Source organism: Leptolyngbya sp. FACHB-60, assembly GCF_014695775.1.
GTDB lineage: Bacteria > Cyanobacteriota > Cyanobacteriia > Phormidesmidales > Phormidesmidaceae > Nodosilinea.
On the sequence record NZ_JACJOX010000068.1, the window covers coordinates 63,697 to 80,909 of the forward strand.

At 57.8% G+C, this 17,213-nt stretch carries 15 protein-coding genes; 5 read left to right on the forward strand and 10 right to left on the reverse strand.

Annotation, left to right across the window (positions count from 1 at the left end; all coding sequences use genetic code 11):
* Positions 1–55 precede the first annotated feature (55 nt).
* The 7 genes from H6F57_RS24905 to H6F57_RS24935 form a co-directional block, all read right to left on the reverse strand.
* Positions 56–520 carry a hypothetical protein gene (locus H6F57_RS24905; protein ID WP_190631611.1) on the reverse strand — a complete coding sequence of 155 codons (465 nt, stop codon included), beginning with the start codon at positions 518–520 and terminating at the stop codon, positions 56–58.
* 92 nt (positions 521–612) lie between these two features.
* A complete protein-coding gene (locus H6F57_RS24910) occupies positions 613–1,302 on the reverse strand; it encodes a hypothetical protein (RefSeq protein WP_190631613.1) in 690 nt (229 codons plus the stop codon).
* Between the two features lie 57 nt (positions 1,303–1,359).
* The gene (locus H6F57_RS24915) at positions 1,360–1,995 is read right to left on the reverse strand and encodes a CatB-related O-acetyltransferase (RefSeq protein ID WP_190631616.1); all 636 of its coding nucleotides are present in this window, start codon (positions 1,993–1,995) and stop codon (positions 1,360–1,362) included.
* A 24-nt stretch (positions 1,996–2,019) separates the two neighbouring features.
* Complete coding sequence (locus H6F57_RS24920) at positions 2,020–2,616, reverse strand: 5-formyltetrahydrofolate cyclo-ligase (RefSeq protein ID WP_313933686.1); 597 nt, start codon at positions 2,614–2,616, stop codon at positions 2,020–2,022.
* A 39-nt stretch (positions 2,617–2,655) separates the two neighbouring features.
* Positions 2,656–4,770, reverse strand: coding sequence for a pentapeptide repeat-containing protein (locus H6F57_RS24925; RefSeq protein ID WP_313933689.1), 2,115 nt, complete (start codon positions 4,768–4,770; stop codon positions 2,656–2,658).
* Positions 4,771–4,815: 45 nt separating this feature from the next.
* Positions 4,816–5,367 carry a M23 family metallopeptidase gene (locus H6F57_RS24930; RefSeq protein ID WP_199294902.1) on the reverse strand — a complete coding sequence of 184 codons (552 nt, stop codon included), beginning with the start codon at positions 5,365–5,367 and terminating at the stop codon, positions 4,816–4,818.
* Positions 5,368–5,901: 534 nt separating this feature from the next.
* The gene (locus H6F57_RS24935) at positions 5,902–7,146 is read right to left on the reverse strand and encodes a cysteine desulfurase-like protein (protein ID WP_190631623.1); all 1,245 of its coding nucleotides are present in this window, start codon (positions 7,144–7,146) and stop codon (positions 5,902–5,904) included.
* Positions 7,147–7,473: 327 nt separating this feature from the next.
* On the opposite strand from H6F57_RS24935, the gene H6F57_RS24940 reads away from it, so the two are divergent.
* From H6F57_RS24940 to H6F57_RS24960, 5 genes are all read left to right on the forward strand, one after another.
* Positions 7,474–9,975 (forward strand): GH116 family glycosyl hydrolase, encoded by a 2,502-nt coding sequence (locus H6F57_RS24940; protein ID WP_190631625.1) that lies wholly within the window; start codon positions 7,474–7,476, stop codon positions 9,973–9,975.
* Positions 9,976–10,183: 208 nt separating this feature from the next.
* Positions 10,184–11,065, forward strand: a complete 882-nt coding sequence (locus H6F57_RS24945) for a DUF4230 domain-containing protein (RefSeq protein WP_190631626.1) — start codon at positions 10,184–10,186, stop codon at positions 11,063–11,065.
* 8 nt (positions 11,066–11,073) lie between these two features.
* A complete protein-coding gene (locus H6F57_RS24950; protein ID WP_190631628.1) occupies positions 11,074–11,871 on the forward strand; it encodes a glutathione S-transferase family protein in 798 nt (265 codons plus the stop codon).
* Between the two features lie 3 nt (positions 11,872–11,874).
* The gene (locus H6F57_RS24955; protein ID WP_190631630.1) at positions 11,875–13,143 is read left to right on the forward strand and encodes an FAD-binding oxidoreductase; all 1,269 of its coding nucleotides are present in this window, start codon (positions 11,875–11,877) and stop codon (positions 13,141–13,143) included.
* Between the two features lie 59 nt (positions 13,144–13,202).
* Complete coding sequence (locus tag H6F57_RS24960) at positions 13,203–14,810, forward strand: cyclic peptide export ABC transporter (RefSeq protein ID WP_190631632.1); 1,608 nt, start codon at positions 13,203–13,205, stop codon at positions 14,808–14,810.
* Here the strand turns inward: H6F57_RS24960 and H6F57_RS24965 are convergent.
* From H6F57_RS24965 to H6F57_RS24975, 3 genes are all read right to left on the reverse strand, one after another.
* Complete coding sequence (locus H6F57_RS24965; protein WP_190631634.1) at positions 14,779–15,474, reverse strand: SAM-dependent methyltransferase; 696 nt, start codon at positions 15,472–15,474, stop codon at positions 14,779–14,781. The genes H6F57_RS24960 and H6F57_RS24965 overlap by 32 nt on opposite strands.
* A 72-nt stretch (positions 15,475–15,546) precedes the next feature.
* Positions 15,547–16,185 (reverse strand): glutathione transferase, encoded by a 639-nt coding sequence (gene yfcF, locus H6F57_RS24970; RefSeq protein WP_190631636.1) that lies wholly within the window; start codon positions 16,183–16,185, stop codon positions 15,547–15,549.
* 70 nt (positions 16,186–16,255) lie between these two features.
* Positions 16,256–17,056, reverse strand: a complete 801-nt coding sequence (locus H6F57_RS24975; protein WP_190631638.1) for a hypothetical protein — start codon at positions 17,054–17,056, stop codon at positions 16,256–16,258.
* Positions 17,057–17,213: the final 157 nt, after the last annotated feature.

Genomic DNA, 17,213 nt, shown 5'->3' on the forward strand with positions numbered 1-17,213 from the left:
TCATTTTAGGCCACTGGAGGGCGCACCGCCGCGCCTCTGTCGCAGGAGAATGGGCCTACCACAGGGCTGGAATCGAGTCTAATTCGGGGTCGGAGGCTGGACGCTGCACCGCATCGGGCTGCACTAAACCCGGCTGAATAGGCGCAATGTCGCCACCCGTGGCCGGAAAGGTAGTTGCCGCTCCGGTGCGGGGAATTACGTTGCCAGGGGCAGGGTTGACGCCATTGGCTCCCGTTGTCCCCGTGTTGTCTGGCGAGAGGGTGGCGCGATCGCTGCCCTGGTCGGTAAACGTGCTGTCGCCCCTGGCCGCAGTTCCAGTGCCCACCTCGCTCTGGCGCTGCACCAGTTGACCAGCCTGTTCGAGGGGCAGAGCGCCCAAGCCATCGGCATCCTGAGCAGTTGTATTCTGTTGGTTAGCGATCCGTTCTCTTTCGGGGCGATCGCCCGAAAGGCGGCTAAGCATGCCCGTCAGCATCAACACCAGCGCCGCTGCAATGCCACCAATAATAAAGCGATTCATAGCCTTCCTCACCCATACCTACGTTCTATGATTGCGCAGATCGCCCCTGTTGACGCAGCTTCTCGCCTGGCTTTGCCTTCTCAATGCTACGCCTATTGAAGAATCACGACTTCAATCCTGAGGTCATTAAAGTCGTCTAGGGAGTCGTGATCTTCAAAGTCAACCTCGTAGCGGTTGCCGTTGGTGTAACGGGTGCGCTTGATTTTGACTCCAAAGGCATCGCGCCAGGGGCTTCTGGCCGTCAGACGATTGTCACCGTCGAAATAGTAGGTAAATACATCTGCCTCGGAATCAAAGCGATACCAGCGGGTAGGGTCATTGTCGGTAATTTCTGCCTTTAACTGTGACTCGGGAGGAAGCTGGTTGATGGGGCGAGGGCCAGCGTTTTCTTGATAGACCCGTAGCCGCTGCCGAAACAACGCATTACCACCATAAATTCGATACCACACCTCGTGAGGAGTCGTAGCGTTGGTTGTATAAACCGAGTAGGCGGTAGCGGTGGGCATGCTGAGCGTCTCGTACTCCCGCACGACGCCACCGAGGGGTGGGGGAGACCCAGAGCTTTGCTGAGCCGGAGCTCGCAACCCCAAGGGCCAGACCAGCAGCACGGTTACCGCGATCGCTAAAAACAAACTATTGACTATGCCGCGCCGTTTCATGCTCTTAGCCACCCGAAGGAATTTGCCCAAAGAATACCCCAGATGGTTAGGCCGAGAACACTGACCAGCCAGCTGGAGCGGGCCAGTGTTGCTGGCGAGTGGACAGCCGGGCCAGTCATCCACAAAATTTCTCTGGCGAGAGAGTAATCGCTCAGCAGGTGCGCTACCGTTTTGTGAGTCTTAAACGCTTCGGAGGGCCTCTCGCAGAGCCTGGAGGTCAGCTCCGCAGATGACGGGCAAGTGGCGGGTGATTTTTTCAATCTCCCAGTGCCACCATTGAACTTCGAGCAGGGCCTCAATGGTGGTTTCGTCGAAGCGGTAGCGAATCACCTGGGCGGGGTTGCCGCCAACTACGGCGTAGGGGGGCACGGCCTTAGTCACCACCGACTGAGCCGCGATAATCGCCCCATCGCCTACCTGCACCCCGGGCATGAGAGTCGCGCCGTAGCCGATCCACACGTCGTGGCCGATGACGGTGTCGCCTTTGTAGGGCCATTCGTTGGGCATGACTGACTCCCAGCCCTGGCCAAATACGGGGAAAGGGTAGTTGGTAAACCAGTCGGTGCGGTGGTTGCCACCGTTCATGATGAATTTGACATCGGAGGCGATGGAGCAGAATTTGCCGATGATCAGTTTGTCGCCGATGAAGTCAAAGTGGTAGAGCACGTTGCGCTCGAAGTTCTCGGGATTCTCAAAATCGTCGTAGTAGGTGTAGTCGCCGACGAGGATGTTGGGGTTGGTGACGAGGGTGTTGAGAAAGGCCGTGCGGGTGATGCCGGGGATGGGGTAGCGGGTGGTGGGGTGAGGGCCGTGCATGGCAGGGTGAAGGAGATAGGGAGGCTATTTTCCGCCTAGAAATAGGCCGCTTTCGGAGCAGACTCCGGCCAAGGGCTTGTCCCAAACATCTTTGGGCAGGCTGGGCAGGCGGGCGTATTCGAACACAATGCCCACGGTGGGAATGCCCTGCCAGGGGGGCTGGCTGAGCAGGCGATCATAGTAGCCGCCGCCGTAGCCGAGGCGGTAGCCGCGCACGTCGCAGGCGACGGCGGGCACGAGGATGAGATCTACTAGAGAAAGGTCTACCTGGGGCGACCTGGGGTGGGGTTCAATAATGCCGTAGGAGCCTTTGCTTAGAGGCCAGCGGCTGTTGGCTGACCAATAGTGCCAAGTCAGCCGGTTTTTATCGACGCAGCGGGGCAGCCCCCAATGAGGGTGGTGCCCTGTCAGGGGGCTGAGGTCGGGCTCTTGGCGAAAGCTGGTGTAGGCCAAGATAATGCGGCACTGGCGAAAGTAGCTCCAGTTGAGCAGGTGGGAGCAGATGCGATCGCTCTTTTGCTTCCACAGCTGGGGGGGAATGCTCTGGCGGGCGCTGATGAGGCGACGGCGCAGATCGGATTTGGCCTGATGGTTGAGATCTGAAGCAGAGGGTTGGGTCACGGGGGGCAGAAAACGGTCCATGGATAGCCAACAGCGGCGCTAGAAATAGATCAGCAGGTTTAGCCCCGGAATGGTGCGTGAGAGCGTCCACAGGAGCAGCGCTGTGTAGAGCAGACCCAACGCCCATTGATACCATACCAAAGCTGTAATCAGCCCCGGCACATGCTCGTCTCGTAATCGAATGTCATTAAAGCCAAACTTTAGCCAGTTGTTAAGACTAAAGTCTAAGTAATTCAGCCAGTTCCAGCGGCGATCGAGCAGCAGGTAAGTGTAGCGATCGCGAAAAAACGGAAACTTAGGTATCACCGGTAAGCGGGCGATCAAGAGCCGTAGCTGGCGCAGGCTGCCGTCTTCGACAAAATAGCTTTCCGCCATCAGGTCGTGGTAGCGGCCCCGCTTAATTAATAGGCCAATCAGCACAGCGGGCACCGGCACCAGCAGCATAAACAAAAAGCCCAGGGTGAGCAGCGGATAGTCGGCGGCGCGCAGCAGAGCATTAAGCCCTAGCCCCAGCAGTAAACTACAGCCCCCCCCCAGCCATAGCCCCTCTGCCAGCGGTGGCAGAATTGGGGTGGCTCGGCGGCGACGGTAGCGATCGACCAGCCAAAACATCAGCGCAAAGGTGGGGATGGCCACCAGCCCGAGGCCAAAGGTGAGGCCAAAGCTGGTGCCGTAGCGGCTCAGCACCACCAGCCCCCCTAGCCACAGCCACTGCAAACCCAGGGTCAGCCGCTGAGTAATGGGGAAGGTGTCGCGGGCAAAGATGCGATCGCGCACCTTTAGATACGCTGCCAGGTCAACCCCCGGCACGCTCAGCACCCCCTCAGTGCCGATAAAAGTCTGGGTTTGGCGCTGGTTGACCACCGCCGCCGCCTGGGTCTCGGTAAAGCCTGCCCGCACCAGGGCGGCCACCGAAGCGGTGTTGACGTTGGTGCCCAGCAGCCGCTGCTGCCAGCTTTTTAGCCGTAGCCGCTCGGCGGTGTAGGCAATCGAGTTGGCGTCGCTAATTTGCTCCTGATTGCGAAAGTTGCGCTCCAGGTTGCGCAGCAGGGTCTCGTTGCCCGCCAACTGCGGCACCGAAAACACCCGACCAATTTTGCTGGGGGTGCCCAAAATCTGGGTTTGCTCCAGGCTAAACTCCAAGCCCGCCACATTCAGGTAGGCCCCCGGCAGAAACAGCACATCTCCCAGGTCGACCTCGCTGCCGACCATAGCGTTGCGCAGGTTGACTGGCTCGCCAAAGCGGCTCTGGCGCAGCACCAGCGGCGCGTCAAAGCGGGCTTCGGTGAAAAACAGCGCCTTAGCAAAGTAGCTGCGCACAAAGAAGGCACTGCTCTGCCACACCGTGCGGGCAAAGTCGGCCACCCCATGCCACTGCACTCGGCTAAAGTTCAAATTGCCCGCCAGCACCGCCCGGCTAAAGTTGGCATCGGCCTTAAACTCGGCCCCCTGAAATGTCGCACCACCACGAAACTGGCTTTGGTCAAACCGGGCCGGCTCAAAGAACAGGCTGCCCTTGGCCTGCACCCCCTGGCGAAAGTTGGCCCCCGAAAAATTCACCGCTTGGTTGAAGCGCGCCCCGCCTACAGAGAGCCCTTGCTCAAACACCGCTCCGCTGGCTAGCACCCGGCCCAAAAAGAATGTATCGCCCCCTAGCACTTGGCCTGTAAAGCGAGTCTGCACCGCCACCAGCGGTGCTTTAAATAGATAGATCTGCTGGCTGCTACCCTGGCCCTGAATGAGTAACGACTGGGAGAGCCGGCTGAGCTGGAGCAAGCGCTGGCGATCGCGCCTCAGCTGGGCCTGCCCGACATCGCTTAGCAACGGTGAAAGGTTGTCGCCGTAGAGGGGTTCGCGCTGGCCTAGGCGCTGCAAGTCGAGGTCGCCTTGCACCACGGCGTAGCTCAGGTCGAGCGCCGGGGCTGTCGCTGGTTTTTGTAGACCGCTGCTCAGCAGCCGGTAAAAGCTATCGGTCAGGGGGCTGTCAGGCCTCAGATCAATTGTGTAATAGCGCAGGTCGATGGCAGGTCTGCCCTCCCGCTGCACAGGAGTCGCTAGCCGCTGGCGCAACAGGTCTAAAGTCAGGGGGGGATAGCTGTCAGCGGCTAGGGCTGGCAGCGGCTGGGCGATCGCCCAGCCCACCACCCAAACCACCCCCAACCAAGCTATCCACCGCCTCCAGGGGCAAGGCACCGAGACCTACAGCGCTGCCTGCTGGCCAACATACATGGCCCGCAGCACCAGGGCCGGGTCAACCCAGTTGTCTTGGTACTTAAGACCCCAGTGCAGGTGCGGCCCGGTAGTGCGGCCCGTCATGCCCACTCGGCCAATGCGCGCCCCAGCCGGGATAGGCTGGCCCGCCCGCAGCTGAATGCCGCCCTCGCGATCGACCATCACCTTATTTTGGCCGCTGCCCTCTACATGCCCCTGCATGTGGCAGTAAATGTGGGTCCATTCTCCAGATTTAATCGCCATAGAGGTGCCACATGCACCGTCGCCTTCGACCCAGAGCACTTCGCCCGCCCACCAGTTGCGAATATAGCTGCCGTTGGGGGCTGCTAGGTCGAGGCCGTAATGAAAACGAGAGCTACCGCTGTAGGGGTCACTGCGGTAGCCAAAGGGGGATGTGTAGGTTTGAAAGTTTTCGACCGGAAACGAGGCCCGAGTCCAGAGTGCGGCGGTGAGGTCTTGGGCGTTAGCCACCGATACCGAGCGGGGCAGCGCTACCGAGACCAGAAAAGCAGTGGCCAAACCTAGCCCGAGAAAGGCTCTGCGGCGAGGCCTCTGCCCCCAACCGCCCACCAAACTACGAACTAAAGTCTTAACCGTGCCGGGTTTGAATTGAGCAGCAGAAGTCAGTCTGAGGAGATTGCAGAGTCGCCAATTCATGGTTTAAATCGCGATCGGAGGGAGCAGCGAACGTCGCCAATTAGCTTATCCCAGATTTCACAACTGGGACACTTTTTGAACTGGCTTTTTGCTCGCCCCCGCAAAACGGTAAGCTAGGCATAAATCAGCCTGTTTTTGGCTGTTAAAATTCTGCCAACGCTAAATTAAAGATATTAGGCCGTAAGCAAAGGTAGAGGCCCTTTCCCCCTTGCCCACTGGCGTTCTGGTAGGCTCGAATGGTGGTTATTGCCACACCGGATGAACTCCACCCGACCTGACAGAAGACACGCTAAATTGCAATAAGCTTTGTTGCAGCCTATCTACATTGGTGAATAGGGTTGCCAAGGGGGCACTGACACCAGGTCAACTCTAAACCTCGGCGTTGGCTAAGGAATTCTATAGACAGTGGGTGAGTTTCTCAATCAGGCGATCGCATTCCTCAAGGGTGTTGTAGTGCACCATGCTGACCCGCACCACGCCTTGCTGGGGCAACAACCCTAAATCTTCGATCAGCCGCAGCGCGTAGAAGTGGCCGTAGCGAATGCCAATGTTGTGGGCATCGAGCTGGGGCGGAATTTGGTCGCTGCACAGCCCTTCCACCACAAAGGAAATGGTTGAAACGCGTTCGGTCGGATCAGCGGTGTCTCGACCGATAATGCGCACCTTGGGCCGACTGTGCAGAAACGAGAGCAGCCGTTCGTTGAGCGCTCCTTCGTGCTGCTGAATCAGGCTAAACGCCTGATCGATGGAGTTCCCATCGCCAGACTGTCCGTGGTGCTGGGCTAGGGCTTCGAAATATTCAGGAATTGCCGTGAGGCTATAGCTCAGCTCGTAGCTGCTGCCCCCAGGCTGAAACTTGTAGGGGATTGCCGTGTCGTCGATGAAGTAGTGGTTGTAGCCGGGCAGGGCCAGCAGCAGCTCCTTTTTGCCGTAGAGCAGCGCCATGTGGGGGCCATACACCTTATAGAGACTAAATGTGTAGAAATCGACATCCAACGCTTGCACATCGACGCGGCGGTGAGGGGCAAAGGCAACCCCATCGACGCAGAGCAGCGCGCCATGGGCGTGGACGAGATCGGCGATCGCTCGCACCGGATGAATGCTGCCCAAGACATTCGATGTGTGGGTGACGGCGACTAAGCGAGTTTGCGGCGTTAATAAGGCCTCCAGATCCGCTAGATCTAGCTCAAAGGTGGTGGGGTTTACCCGCCAGGTCTTAATGACAACGCCCTCGCGCTCTAGCTCCACCCAGGGGCTAATGTTGGCCTCGTGGTCGGCGTTGGTGACGACAATTTCATCGCCCGGTTCGAGGGTCGGGCGAAAACACTGGGCCAGCATGCGCAACAGCGCAGAGGTGCTGGACCCGAGCACCACCTCCGTCGGGTCATCGGCATTGATCAGCGTGGCCATGGCCTTAGCCCCTGCCGCTACTCGCTCCGTCGCTAACTGCGACACCGCGTAGCTGGCCCCCAGCTGCACGTTCGACTCGTAGAGAAATGCGGTGATGCGATCGACTACGGGCTTGAGAATCTGCGAGCCGCCAGCGTTGTCAAAGAAGACCCAGTCGCCCGCCAAAGCGGGAAACTGCTGCCGGACAAAGTCGAGATCGAGCGTAGCGGGGGGATTGTGGGTAAGGGGCAAGGTTGACCTGTCCAAATGTTCTTGAAGGGCGGGTTTGACGCCGTGGGAGACGTGCCAATCGCCTCTTAAGCTCCCCAATTCTAAAGGGATCTACAGCGAGTGTGGGCTTGAGTGCACCCAGGCGTGAGGAATTGGTGACGAGCCTAGGAATGCGGATCTGGTGCAAGAAATTGACTTTGACGAACGGGTGATGATGCCTAACCACTAATCCCTATCGACTGGTGTCATTGATGAGCTGCGATCGCTGACTTCATGCATCGCCGGATGCAACTTTGGAGAAGGCCTGGCAACGTCCTATAAATCAACCCGCTCCGGTAATATTTTGGGATGACTGAAACCCCATCCCTCCCCCAGATTCCGTCCCAGGCGTGGCAGCGACCGATCGGCCAGCCGTGGGAGCACCACTATATTGTGCGCTACGCCAGCAACCTCGACGATGGCCCAGACCATGGGGCACCCCTCGGCGGGCTAGGGGCAGGCTGTGTGGGGCGATCGCCCAACGGTGACTTCAACCTTTGGCATCTGGATGGCGGCGAGCATGTGTTCCAAGGCTTCCCCGGCTGCCAGTTCAGCCTTTGGGAGCAGGGGGGCGGTAGAACTCAGACCTATGCCCTCAGTACCCAGCCGCCCGAGGATGGCACTCTGTCGTCGTGGTCGTGGTATCCCGCCTCTACTAAAGCCCGCGCCACGGGCAGCTACCACGCCCTCTACCCCCGTAGCTGGTACCGCTACGAAAATGTGTTTCGCGCCCAGATCACCTGCGAACAGATCTCGCCCATCTGGTCCGACAATTATAAAGAGGCCAGCTATCCAGTAGTGGCCTTTGAGTGGACGGCCCACAACCCGACTACCACCCCCATCACCCTCAGCATCATGGTGAGCTGGCAAAACATGGTGGGCTGGTTCACTAATACGCAAAAATCTCCCGAGGTGCTGCTGCGCGACGACGGTAGCCCCTACTACGACTACGTGCCCGCCCTGGGGCAAAGCACCGGCAACTTCAACCAGTTCATCAACGCTGACGGCCTCAAGGCCCTGGTGATGGATGGGGCTTGGCAGGACAACCCCAAAGAAGGCGACGGTCAGTGGTGCATCGCCACCCTCGACAACCCCAATGTGGAAGTTTCCTACGATCTGCGCTGGAACCCGGCAGGCAACGGCAATGACCTTTGGGCGTCGTTCGCCAAGCTGGGGCGGCTGATGAATTTGCTGGATACCTCTCCAGCCGAAGGTGAGGAGCAGATCGGCTGTGCGATCGCCTTGCGCTTCACCCTACAACCCGGCGAAACTCGCCAAATCCCCGTTGCCCTGGCGTGGGATCTGCCGGTGACGGAGTTTGCGGCGGGGGTGGTCAACTATCGCCGCTATACAGATTTCTTTGGCAGAACGGGGCGCAATGCTAGGGCGATCGCCTTCGATGCTCTGACCGAATACAAAACCTGGCAGCAGGCGATCGCCGCCTGGCAACAGCCGATTCTCGATCGCGCTGACCTGCCCGACTGGTTCAAAATGGCGCTATTTAACGAGCTGTACGACTTAGCCAGCGGCGGCACCCTGTGGAGCGCCGCCACCGAGGTCGATCCCGTAGGCCAGTTTGCAGTGCTGGAGTGCATCGACTACCGCTGGTACGAAAGTTTAGATGTGCGCCTCTACGGTGGTTTCGCCACCCTGCTGCTGTGGCCCGAGTTAGAGAAAGCGGTGCTGCGCGCCTTTGCCCGCGCCATCCCTGCCCAAGACGAGCGGCGGCGGATTATCGGCTACTACGTCACAATGGGGCTGGAGCAGCCCCCGGCAGTTCGCAAGCTCAAGGGCGCAACGCCCCACGACCTCGGTGCCCCCAATGAGCACCCCTGGGCGCAGACCAACTACACCAGCTACCAAGACTGCAACCAGTGGAAGGATCTGGGCAGCGACTTTGTGCTCCAGGTCTATCGTGCCTACCAGTTCACCGGGGCGACGGATGTGGCCTTTCTCAAAGACTGCTGGCCTGCGGTGGTCGATACTCTGCAATACCTGAAGCAGTTCGATCGCGACGGTGACGGCATTCCCGAAAACGAGGGAGCCCCCGACCAGACCTTCGACGACTGGCAGCTGAAGGGCATTAGCGCCTACTGCGGCGGGCTGTGGCTAGGGGCAATGGAGGCCGCGATCGCGATCGCCGAAATTCTCACCGCGAACGGGCTGGCCCCCGGCAACACCCCCATTTTGCTCAGCCAGTACCGCCGCTGGCTCGACAACGGTCTCAAGGCCTACCATCCCAAACTGTGGAACGGCCGCTACTACCGGCTAGATACGGGCAGCGGCTCGGATGTGGTGATGGCCGACCAGCTCTGCGGCCAGTTTATGGTGCGCCACCTGAGCCTGCCCGATTTGGTGGAGGACGAATTCACCCTGTCGGCCCTCGACGCCATCTACGATGCCTGCTTTGTGAAATTTAACCAGGTGGTGCAAAGCCAGGAACGGCCGCCCCAGCAGAAGTTTGAGGGAGCGCAACTGGGCAACTTTAGCGCCGCGACGCTGAAGCTGGCGATTGGGGCCGCCAATGGCGTGTTGCCGGATGGCTCCCCCGAAGACCCCGACAGCACCCACCAGCAGGAAGTGTGGATCGGCATCAACTTTGGGCTGGCGGCGTTCTTTGCCCAGATGGGGAGAACTGAGGAGGCGATGGCGATCGCCGAATCCGTCGTACAGCAAATTTACAGCTACGGTCTGCAATTTCGCACCCCGGAGGCGATCACCGCCCTGGGCACCTACCGCGCCTGCCACTATATGCGCCCCATGGCAATCTGGGGTTTGTACGATGTGTTAACCGGAGGCCAGAACCCGTAGCCCAAGCTAGGATGGTGGTCTGCGTAAGGTGCCTGATGCTAAAGCGAGGCTCCGCAAAAGCGGTAGCAATGCACCCTGTCGGGAAACTTCATAAAGCATTTGCCTCCAGAGACAATGAAGTACGCTTGAACTGGTCTTTGATTCGTGTTTCTTCTAATGGTGCGTTGCTTCGCGAATGCATCCTACAGCTCATTAACATTCACTGCCCATGCGCCCTGCTCCCCCCGATCGCAAACTTCCCGACCCGCTGCCGCCTCGGTATGTGGATACAAGGACGGCTGATGTGAGAATGCCAGCTCAGCCGCAGCCCGTTCCTATGCCGCAGCCAGAGCGTAAGAAAGCCGGGCCGCTGCGGGTAGTGCAGGGTATGTTCAACGCCTTTATTGGCGGCGCAGTGCTGATGGGTATTGTCGTTGGGGTGGGCTATTGGCGGGCGGGTGATCGCTTCCTTGAAGGGGTGCGCATCATGCTCACCCCGGCCCCAGCGGAGCCGCAGGTGGATGTGCGTTCCGTCATCATTCAGCAGTTGCGGGGAGCGAGCGAGCTGACCACGGCGATTTTTGCCATGGAAGCGGTGGTGCCGACCAAGAGCGATCGCACCTTGGCGGGTTACGTGATCGGCTCCACCAACCTGCTCTATATTGCCTACGGCGAGGTGCGGGCCGGGGTCGATCTGGCTGAACTTACGTCCGAAAATGTGCAGGTGAGCGGAGATAATTCAATTCAGATCACCCTGCCGCCGCCCAAGATTCTCGACAGCAAAATCGATCTCAGCAAATCAAACGTGTTTGACTACAGCCGCGGCTTTTTAGGCCTAGGGCCAGATGTAGCGCCCGAGCTGCAAGAAAAAGCCCAGCAAGAGGCGCTGGTTAAGATTGAAGAGGCTGCCTGCCAAGAAAATCTGCTGGCCGAAGCCAACCGTCGCGCCGAAGTCACAGTTGGGCAGCTCCTAGCCACCGCAGGCTTTGAAACCGTCACCGTCACCACCCAGCCGCCGACTAATTCCGCCTGTGCAGCGCCTGCAAATAGCGATACAGTGTTACCGGGCTTGGCCGTACCCGAGCCGCCCCCTCAAGAACCCGGCCAATAAGGATTTCCATGCTAGAGCTGTACCAATTTGAAGCCTCCTCTTTTGCCGAAAAAATTCGGCTGATTCTCGACTACAAGCAGGTGCCCTACCACAAGGTCGAAGTCACTCCCGGCGTGGGCCAGGTCGAAATCTTTCAAATGTCGGGCCAGCGTCAAGTGCCCGTGCTCAAAGACGGTGAGCAGGTAATTCCCGATTCGACCGCGATCGCCCTGCATCTCGAAAAAGCCTATCCCGATCGCCCCCTCATTCCCACCGAGCCCAAGCAAAAGGGTCTGTGCCTAGCGCTAGAAAGCTGGGCCGACGAGGCGATTGTCACCAAGGCCCGCGTGGTCATGATCGGTGCCTTTAAGCAGCACCCCAATTTTCGTACGGCGCTGCTGCCCAGCTTTACCCCCGCGCCGCTGCGCAGCTTGGTGGGCGCTCTACCTGGCGACCTGCTCAATTTGGTGGGTACAGGCGTCGGCTTTGGCCCCGAGGATATTAAAGTTGCCACCGCTGGCCTACGTCAGGATCTCGAAGCTCTGGTGCTGATGCTGCAAACCAGTCCCTACCTGCTGGGCGATCAGCCCACCCTGGCTGACTTCGCCGTCGCCGCCGCCACCATGTACCTCAAGTTCCCCACCGCGCAGTACGTCGATCTGCCCGAGGGCATTGGGGGCAAGGGAGTCCCCGGCATTGCCGATGTGCCCGAATACAGAGCCTTCTTTGACTGGCGCGATCGCCTGTATGCGGAGTTTCGCACCGCTCGCACCAATGTGCCTCCCGCCAGCCCCAGCGGCGGCCCCACCCCCATCAGCATCGACTAGGGTATGGCCAACGTTGCTGAAACTTTGGGGGAGGTGGTTGAGCGCGATCGCATCCTCCCTCCCAAATCCCTCAATCTACCGGAATATCTAACACCCGAGGCCGTTGTTTATCCCACCAGCGAGGCCGAACTTTCGGCGGTAATGGCCTGTGCCCATGAGCATCGCTGGCGGGTCATCCCCTGCGGCAGCGGCAGCAAATTGACCTGGGGCGGCGTTGGGTCTGGGGTAGATTTAGTCGTCAGCACCGCCCGGCTCGACCAAGTGATCGACCATGCGGTGGGGGATATGACTCTCACCACATGGTCGGGTGCAAAACTAGCGGATTTCGCTCCTAGGCTGGCTCAGCACAACCAGTTCCTCGCCGTTGACCCTGCCTATCCAGAGCGGGCGACTTTAGGAGGAATTGTGGCTACCGCCGACACCGGCAGCCTACGCCAGCGCTACGGCGGACTGCGGGATATGCTGATCGGCATTTCCTTTGTGCGCTATGACGGGGCGATCGCTAAGGCGGGCGGGCGCGTGGTCAAAAATGTTGCGGGCTACGACCTGATGAAGCTGCTAACTGGCTCCTACGGCACCCTGGGAATTATTTCTCAGCTCACCTTTCGTCTCTATCCAGGGCAAGACACCTCTAAAACCGTAGTGGTTACTGGGGTGGCAGGAGAAATAGAAGCCCTGGTGAATGCCCTACGTCTGTCGCCGCTAACCCCAGCGGCCCTCGATATCCTATCCCCTGCCCTAGCTAACCGTTTGGGCTATGAAGGATTTGCTCTGGTAGCTCGATTTCAGTCCATTGCACCGGGAGTAGACGAACAGGTTGAGGCTCTCTTGGCCATGGTGGAGCCAGCTCTATCTGCTCAAGTGTTGCAGGGCGCGGAGGATGAGCAAGTTTGGGCAGGGGTCAGCGCAGTTCTTTTCCCTCAATCTGAGGAACAGAAGGAGGCGATCGTGGCTAAGGTGGGCCTACCGCTAGCCAAGGCCGTGGCCTGGCTCGACCAACTGCCCTCGGGTAGCCTGGCGCGCATCCATGGGGGTAGCGGTATTGGCACAGTGCGTCTGGCAGTGGCTACGGCGGATATGGTGAACGAATTGCACAGGGGCTGCACCACCAACCAAGGCTATTTTACCCTGCTCGAAGCACCTCTCTCCCTCAAAAAATCGGTGGATGTGTGGGGCTACAGCGGCAACGCCTTGAGCGTCATGCAAGCGATCAAAGCTCAGTTTGACCCCCACCATTGCCTTAGCCCAGGTCGCTTTGTCGGCGGCATTTAAGAATGAACCCCAGGGCTGTCAGCGAGAGTTAACTGAACCTACGACCTCCACCAAGACCAATGCAGCTAATCACGTTTTTGCTTCGTTCGTCCTGGCTTACGGTCGCGATCGCCGTTTTTGCTGGTGGGCTGAGCGGCGTAGGCAGCGCCCTCATGCTGGCCTCCGTCAACGCGGCGATTAGCAACCCGGCTCAGAATACAAATCAGCTTCTGCAGGGGTTTATTGGATTGGCCATTCTGACCCTAATTGCGGGGAGTAGCTCACAGATTTTGCTGGCGCGGCTGTCTCAACAGGCGGTTTACAAAATGCGGCTGCAGCTGAGCCAGTGGATTTTGGCCTGCCCACTGCGTCAGCTAGAACAACTGGGAGCCAATCGTATCTTAGCCTCGCTGACCGACGATATTGAGGCGATTTCTAATACGGTCATCAATATTCCTTTTCTGTGCGTTAATGCAGCGTTGGTGCTTGGCTGCCTGGGTTATTTAGCTTGGCTCTCCTTTGGGGTATTTTTGACGATTTTAGTGGTGATTGCGGTCACTATCGCGATCGTTCAGCTCATGCTCAATCGGGTGTATACCCTGCTAAGGCTGGCTCGCAATCAGCAAGATTTATTGTTTAAGCACTTTCGCACTATTACCGACGGCATTAAAGAGCTAAAGCTGCACACCTCTCGCCGCAATGCCTTTCTCCATGAAGATTTGCACACCACCGCTGCCACGTTTCGCGATTACGAAATCCAGGCAGAAAGCATTGCGGCCGTCACCTTAAACTTCAGCAGCCTGCTATTCTTTGGCATTTTGGGAGTGCTCGTTTTTGGCTTACCCCGTTTTACCGATGTCACCATCCCCATTCTGTCGGCCTATGCGCTCACGATCACCTATTTGGCCAGACCAATTGAAAGTATTATTACGGTGCTACCGGCGCTAAGCCGGGGCAGCGTAGCCCTCAAAAAAATTGAAGAACTAGGGCTATCGCTGGCCAATCAGCCTGAGCTAGCTAACTCAAATGGGCGCAATTTAAGAGCGTTTCAGCAGCACATTGAGCTGGTAGATATTACCCACACCTACCACACCGAGCGCGAGGGGCAGTTTACCCTCGGCCCCATTAGTCTGGCGTTTCAGCCAGGAGAACTGGTGTTTATTGTGGGGGGCAACGGCAGCGGAAAATCAACCCTGGCCAAGCTCATCGTAGGGCTCTACTCGCCCGAGTCTGGACTTTTATGCTGGGATGGTAAATCTGTAACCGAGCAAAATAACGACGCCTATCGGCAGCTTTTCTCGGCTGTATTTTCAGACTTTTATTTGTTTGAGCGAATGCTGGGTCTGCAAACTGACAATTTAGATGGTCAAGCCCAGCACTACCTAGAAAAACTTCAGCTTGAGCACAAGGTTAAGGTGAGTCAGGGCATGCTCTCGACACTGGATCTGTCACAGGGGCAGCGTAAGCGACTAGCTCTGCTGACGGCTTATTTAGAAGATCGTCCAGTTTATTTATTTGATGAATGGGCATCGGATCAAGACCCATTTTTTCGAGAAATTTTCTACAAGCAAATTTTGCTAGAGCTAAAACAGCGCGGTAAAACTGTGTTAGTTATCAGCCACGACGATCGCTATTTTTACCTTGCCGATCAGCTGATCAAGCTGGAGTATGGCCAGCGGGTCGACTGATTCTTAGCATCTGATTGTCGCCCTTTTGAAACTCGTAGGCAACAGGCTCAATATGAACGCTGTATCCTTTCTCAGACAACTCTTCTAAAACCCCATCCAAATGCGGATAGGGCTCACAATTGAGCTGAATCAACGGAAAAATCCGCACTTCCATGGCAACTCGCAGCAGTTCTTGAATAGATGCGACATGGAAATCAAGCGAGAGCTGCTCGGCGTACAAAAACAGTAAATGGGAACACAGCCCCAGCTCAAACTGGTCGTCATTGAAGTCTAAGCTTGGCAAAGCCTGACATAAATATCGACCGTCTGTTTGCGCTAACGCATAGTCTGATAAAAACGTCTCCATGGCAGCGAGGCGAGCCTGTCCCAACGCATCAGCATCGCGAAAGGTCTGCCAGACATAACGGCTAGCATTTTGCCGAACCTGAGAAATAATTGAGTCATAGGTGTCTCGCACCTGCTGCTCAATCTGCGCCGCCGAAAATTGATACACCGGGTCAATCGACACAACAGATTTTCCAAGCTGCGTCATTTCAGCATTAAAGCTGGCCGGGCCGTCGCCACAACCAAGCATTTTCAGGCTTAAATCTGCCTCTGACAGGCTAAACATCGCCCTATATTCATCTAGCGTCCTGCCCCAGGGAACAATCTCATTGAGTTTCATAGGTGGGGAGTCGGTCTCAAAATGACGGTTTAGGGTGAGAAGCTAGCGCGCCATAGAACCCTGCACAACGGGTCAAACTGCTTTGGACTGCTCTAGCCAGGCTTGTACTGACGGACGTTGCCACTGATGCTGCACGTACTCTACCAGCGGCTCGGGCACGCGATCGCCATTGGCAACCAGCCGATTTAGCATGAGCGCCAAATCGGTATCGGCAATGCACCACTGGCCGAAGAGCGAAAGGCGATAGTCTTTAAGTAAAGCTTCTGCCGCTTGAAACAGCGTCTTAACTGCAACCCGCGCTTTGTCTGACAGGGGTAGGTCGCAGGGCTGATGGAAGATAACCGTTGTCGGTCGCTCGTCGCGAATGGATAGTAGATCGCTGCGCAACCAGGCCTGAACCTGTCGCGCTCTGGCCCTATGCCTAGGATTTTGCGGGTAGATGGCCGCGTAGGTGGGCGGTGGAAAAATTTCTTCTAAATATTCTGTGATGGCAGACGACTCTGACAGGGCAAACTCGCCATGCTCTAGAGTTGGCACCCGACCCGTGAGGGAGCGCTGCTGATAATGGGTCTGGCGGTTCTCCTGGGTTGCCAGGTCGATGCAGACCAGGTCGTGGGATAGCCCCTTCTCGTGCAAGGCCACGAACGTAGATAGCGTGTAGGGACTGGTGAACTGGGCATCGATAAATAGCTTGAGGTCAGAATTGCCCATGCTTTCCTCCGGGAGAGTTGAGGGTTATCGCTAAAGCTGTACGGCGCTAACCGGTTTCTTCTCGGATAATCTAGCGCTTCAAAATCCAATTCACTAGGGGAATGGCGGCCTTGGCGGGGAGGGGCTCAATGACAAAGCGAAAAGGCAAGAGCAGCATAATCGGTCGGCCCCCACGGCCGCTAAAGGGGGCCAGCTGCACCACTAGGTCGAGAGAATAGTTGCGCAAGGGACCTTTGAGGTTTGCCATTTTTGGAATGTCTACCACCGGGGCGGTCTGCTGAAGCACCTGGTTGTCGGCGCTGCGGCCAAAGCAGTCTTCGCTGGCCACTACGGTGCTGAGGTACTGGTTGGGGTTAACGACGCTCGATGCCTGCGGCATAGCGAGGTCGAGGCGCATGCCGGGGGTGTGGCGAATCACCCGACGAATTTCATTGGTCATGCGGCTAACGGAACTGCGATCCCAATCGACGATCACCTGAACAGCGCGGCTCTGGTTGACCACCTGCACCGTCAGCCCATTTACCGGCTGGAGCGGGTGAGGCCCCTGGGGCAGCACCTGTACCGTAATTTGACCTTCGTCGGGTTCGTCTGGCTGGTCTTCGGCAGGAGCTAGGCTTCTAGGCTCGGGCACCACTAAGCTGAGGGAGACGGCTTTGGGCAAAGCTCCTTCTTTAGGCTGGAGCACAGTGGCGGCGGTTTCGGCAAAGCCCTGGCGCACCAGCTGCGATCGCACGCTGCTCTCCAAACTAACGACGTCGGGCACCAGCACCACCTGGTCTTCGAGTTCTGCCTCAATCGACAGCGCCATCTGATAGATCACAATGAACATGCAGATGAAGTACACCGCCAAAATCAGGATATCGATCTCCATAGGTGGTCGGTAAGAAGGGAAACGTTGGACGGTAGGGCAACAGGGGCGATTTTCCACTGGAGGCACGCGCAAAGCGTCCCCAATGCAGGCCTCAACGGCCTCAAACATCGCTTCAGGGTAACACCGATGGCCGCTCCGCAAGCAGCGAGAACGCCCT

Excerpts from the sequence above, each read along its gene's own strand:
- H6F57_RS24905 (WP_190631611.1), bottom strand. The coding sequence starts at position 520 with ATGAATCGCTTTATTATTGGTGGCATTGCAGCGGCGCTGGTGTTGATG.
- H6F57_RS24915 (WP_190631616.1), bottom strand. The coding sequence starts at position 1,995 with ATGCACGGCCCTCACCCCACCACCCGCTACCCCATCCCCGGCATCACC.
- H6F57_RS24940 (WP_190631625.1), top strand. The coding sequence starts at position 7,474 with ATGACTGAAACCCCATCCCTCCCCCAGATTCCGTCCCAGGCGTGGCAG.
- H6F57_RS24945 (WP_190631626.1), top strand. The coding sequence starts at position 10,184 with ATGCGCCCTGCTCCCCCCGATCGCAAACTTCCCGACCCGCTGCCGCCT.
- H6F57_RS24950 (WP_190631628.1), top strand. The coding sequence starts at position 11,074 with ATGCTAGAGCTGTACCAATTTGAAGCCTCCTCTTTTGCCGAAAAAATT.
- H6F57_RS24955 (WP_190631630.1), top strand. The coding sequence starts at position 11,875 with ATGGCCAACGTTGCTGAAACTTTGGGGGAGGTGGTTGAGCGCGATCGC.
- H6F57_RS24960 (WP_190631632.1), top strand. The coding sequence starts at position 13,203 with ATGCAGCTAATCACGTTTTTGCTTCGTTCGTCCTGGCTTACGGTCGCG.
- H6F57_RS24965 (WP_190631634.1), bottom strand. The coding sequence starts at position 15,474 with ATGAAACTCAATGAGATTGTTCCCTGGGGCAGGACGCTAGATGAATAT.
- yfcF (WP_190631636.1), bottom strand. The coding sequence starts at position 16,185 with ATGGGCAATTCTGACCTCAAGCTATTTATCGATGCCCAGTTCACCAGT.
- H6F57_RS24975 (WP_190631638.1), bottom strand. The coding sequence starts at position 17,056 with ATGGAGATCGATATCCTGATTTTGGCGGTGTACTTCATCTGCATGTTC.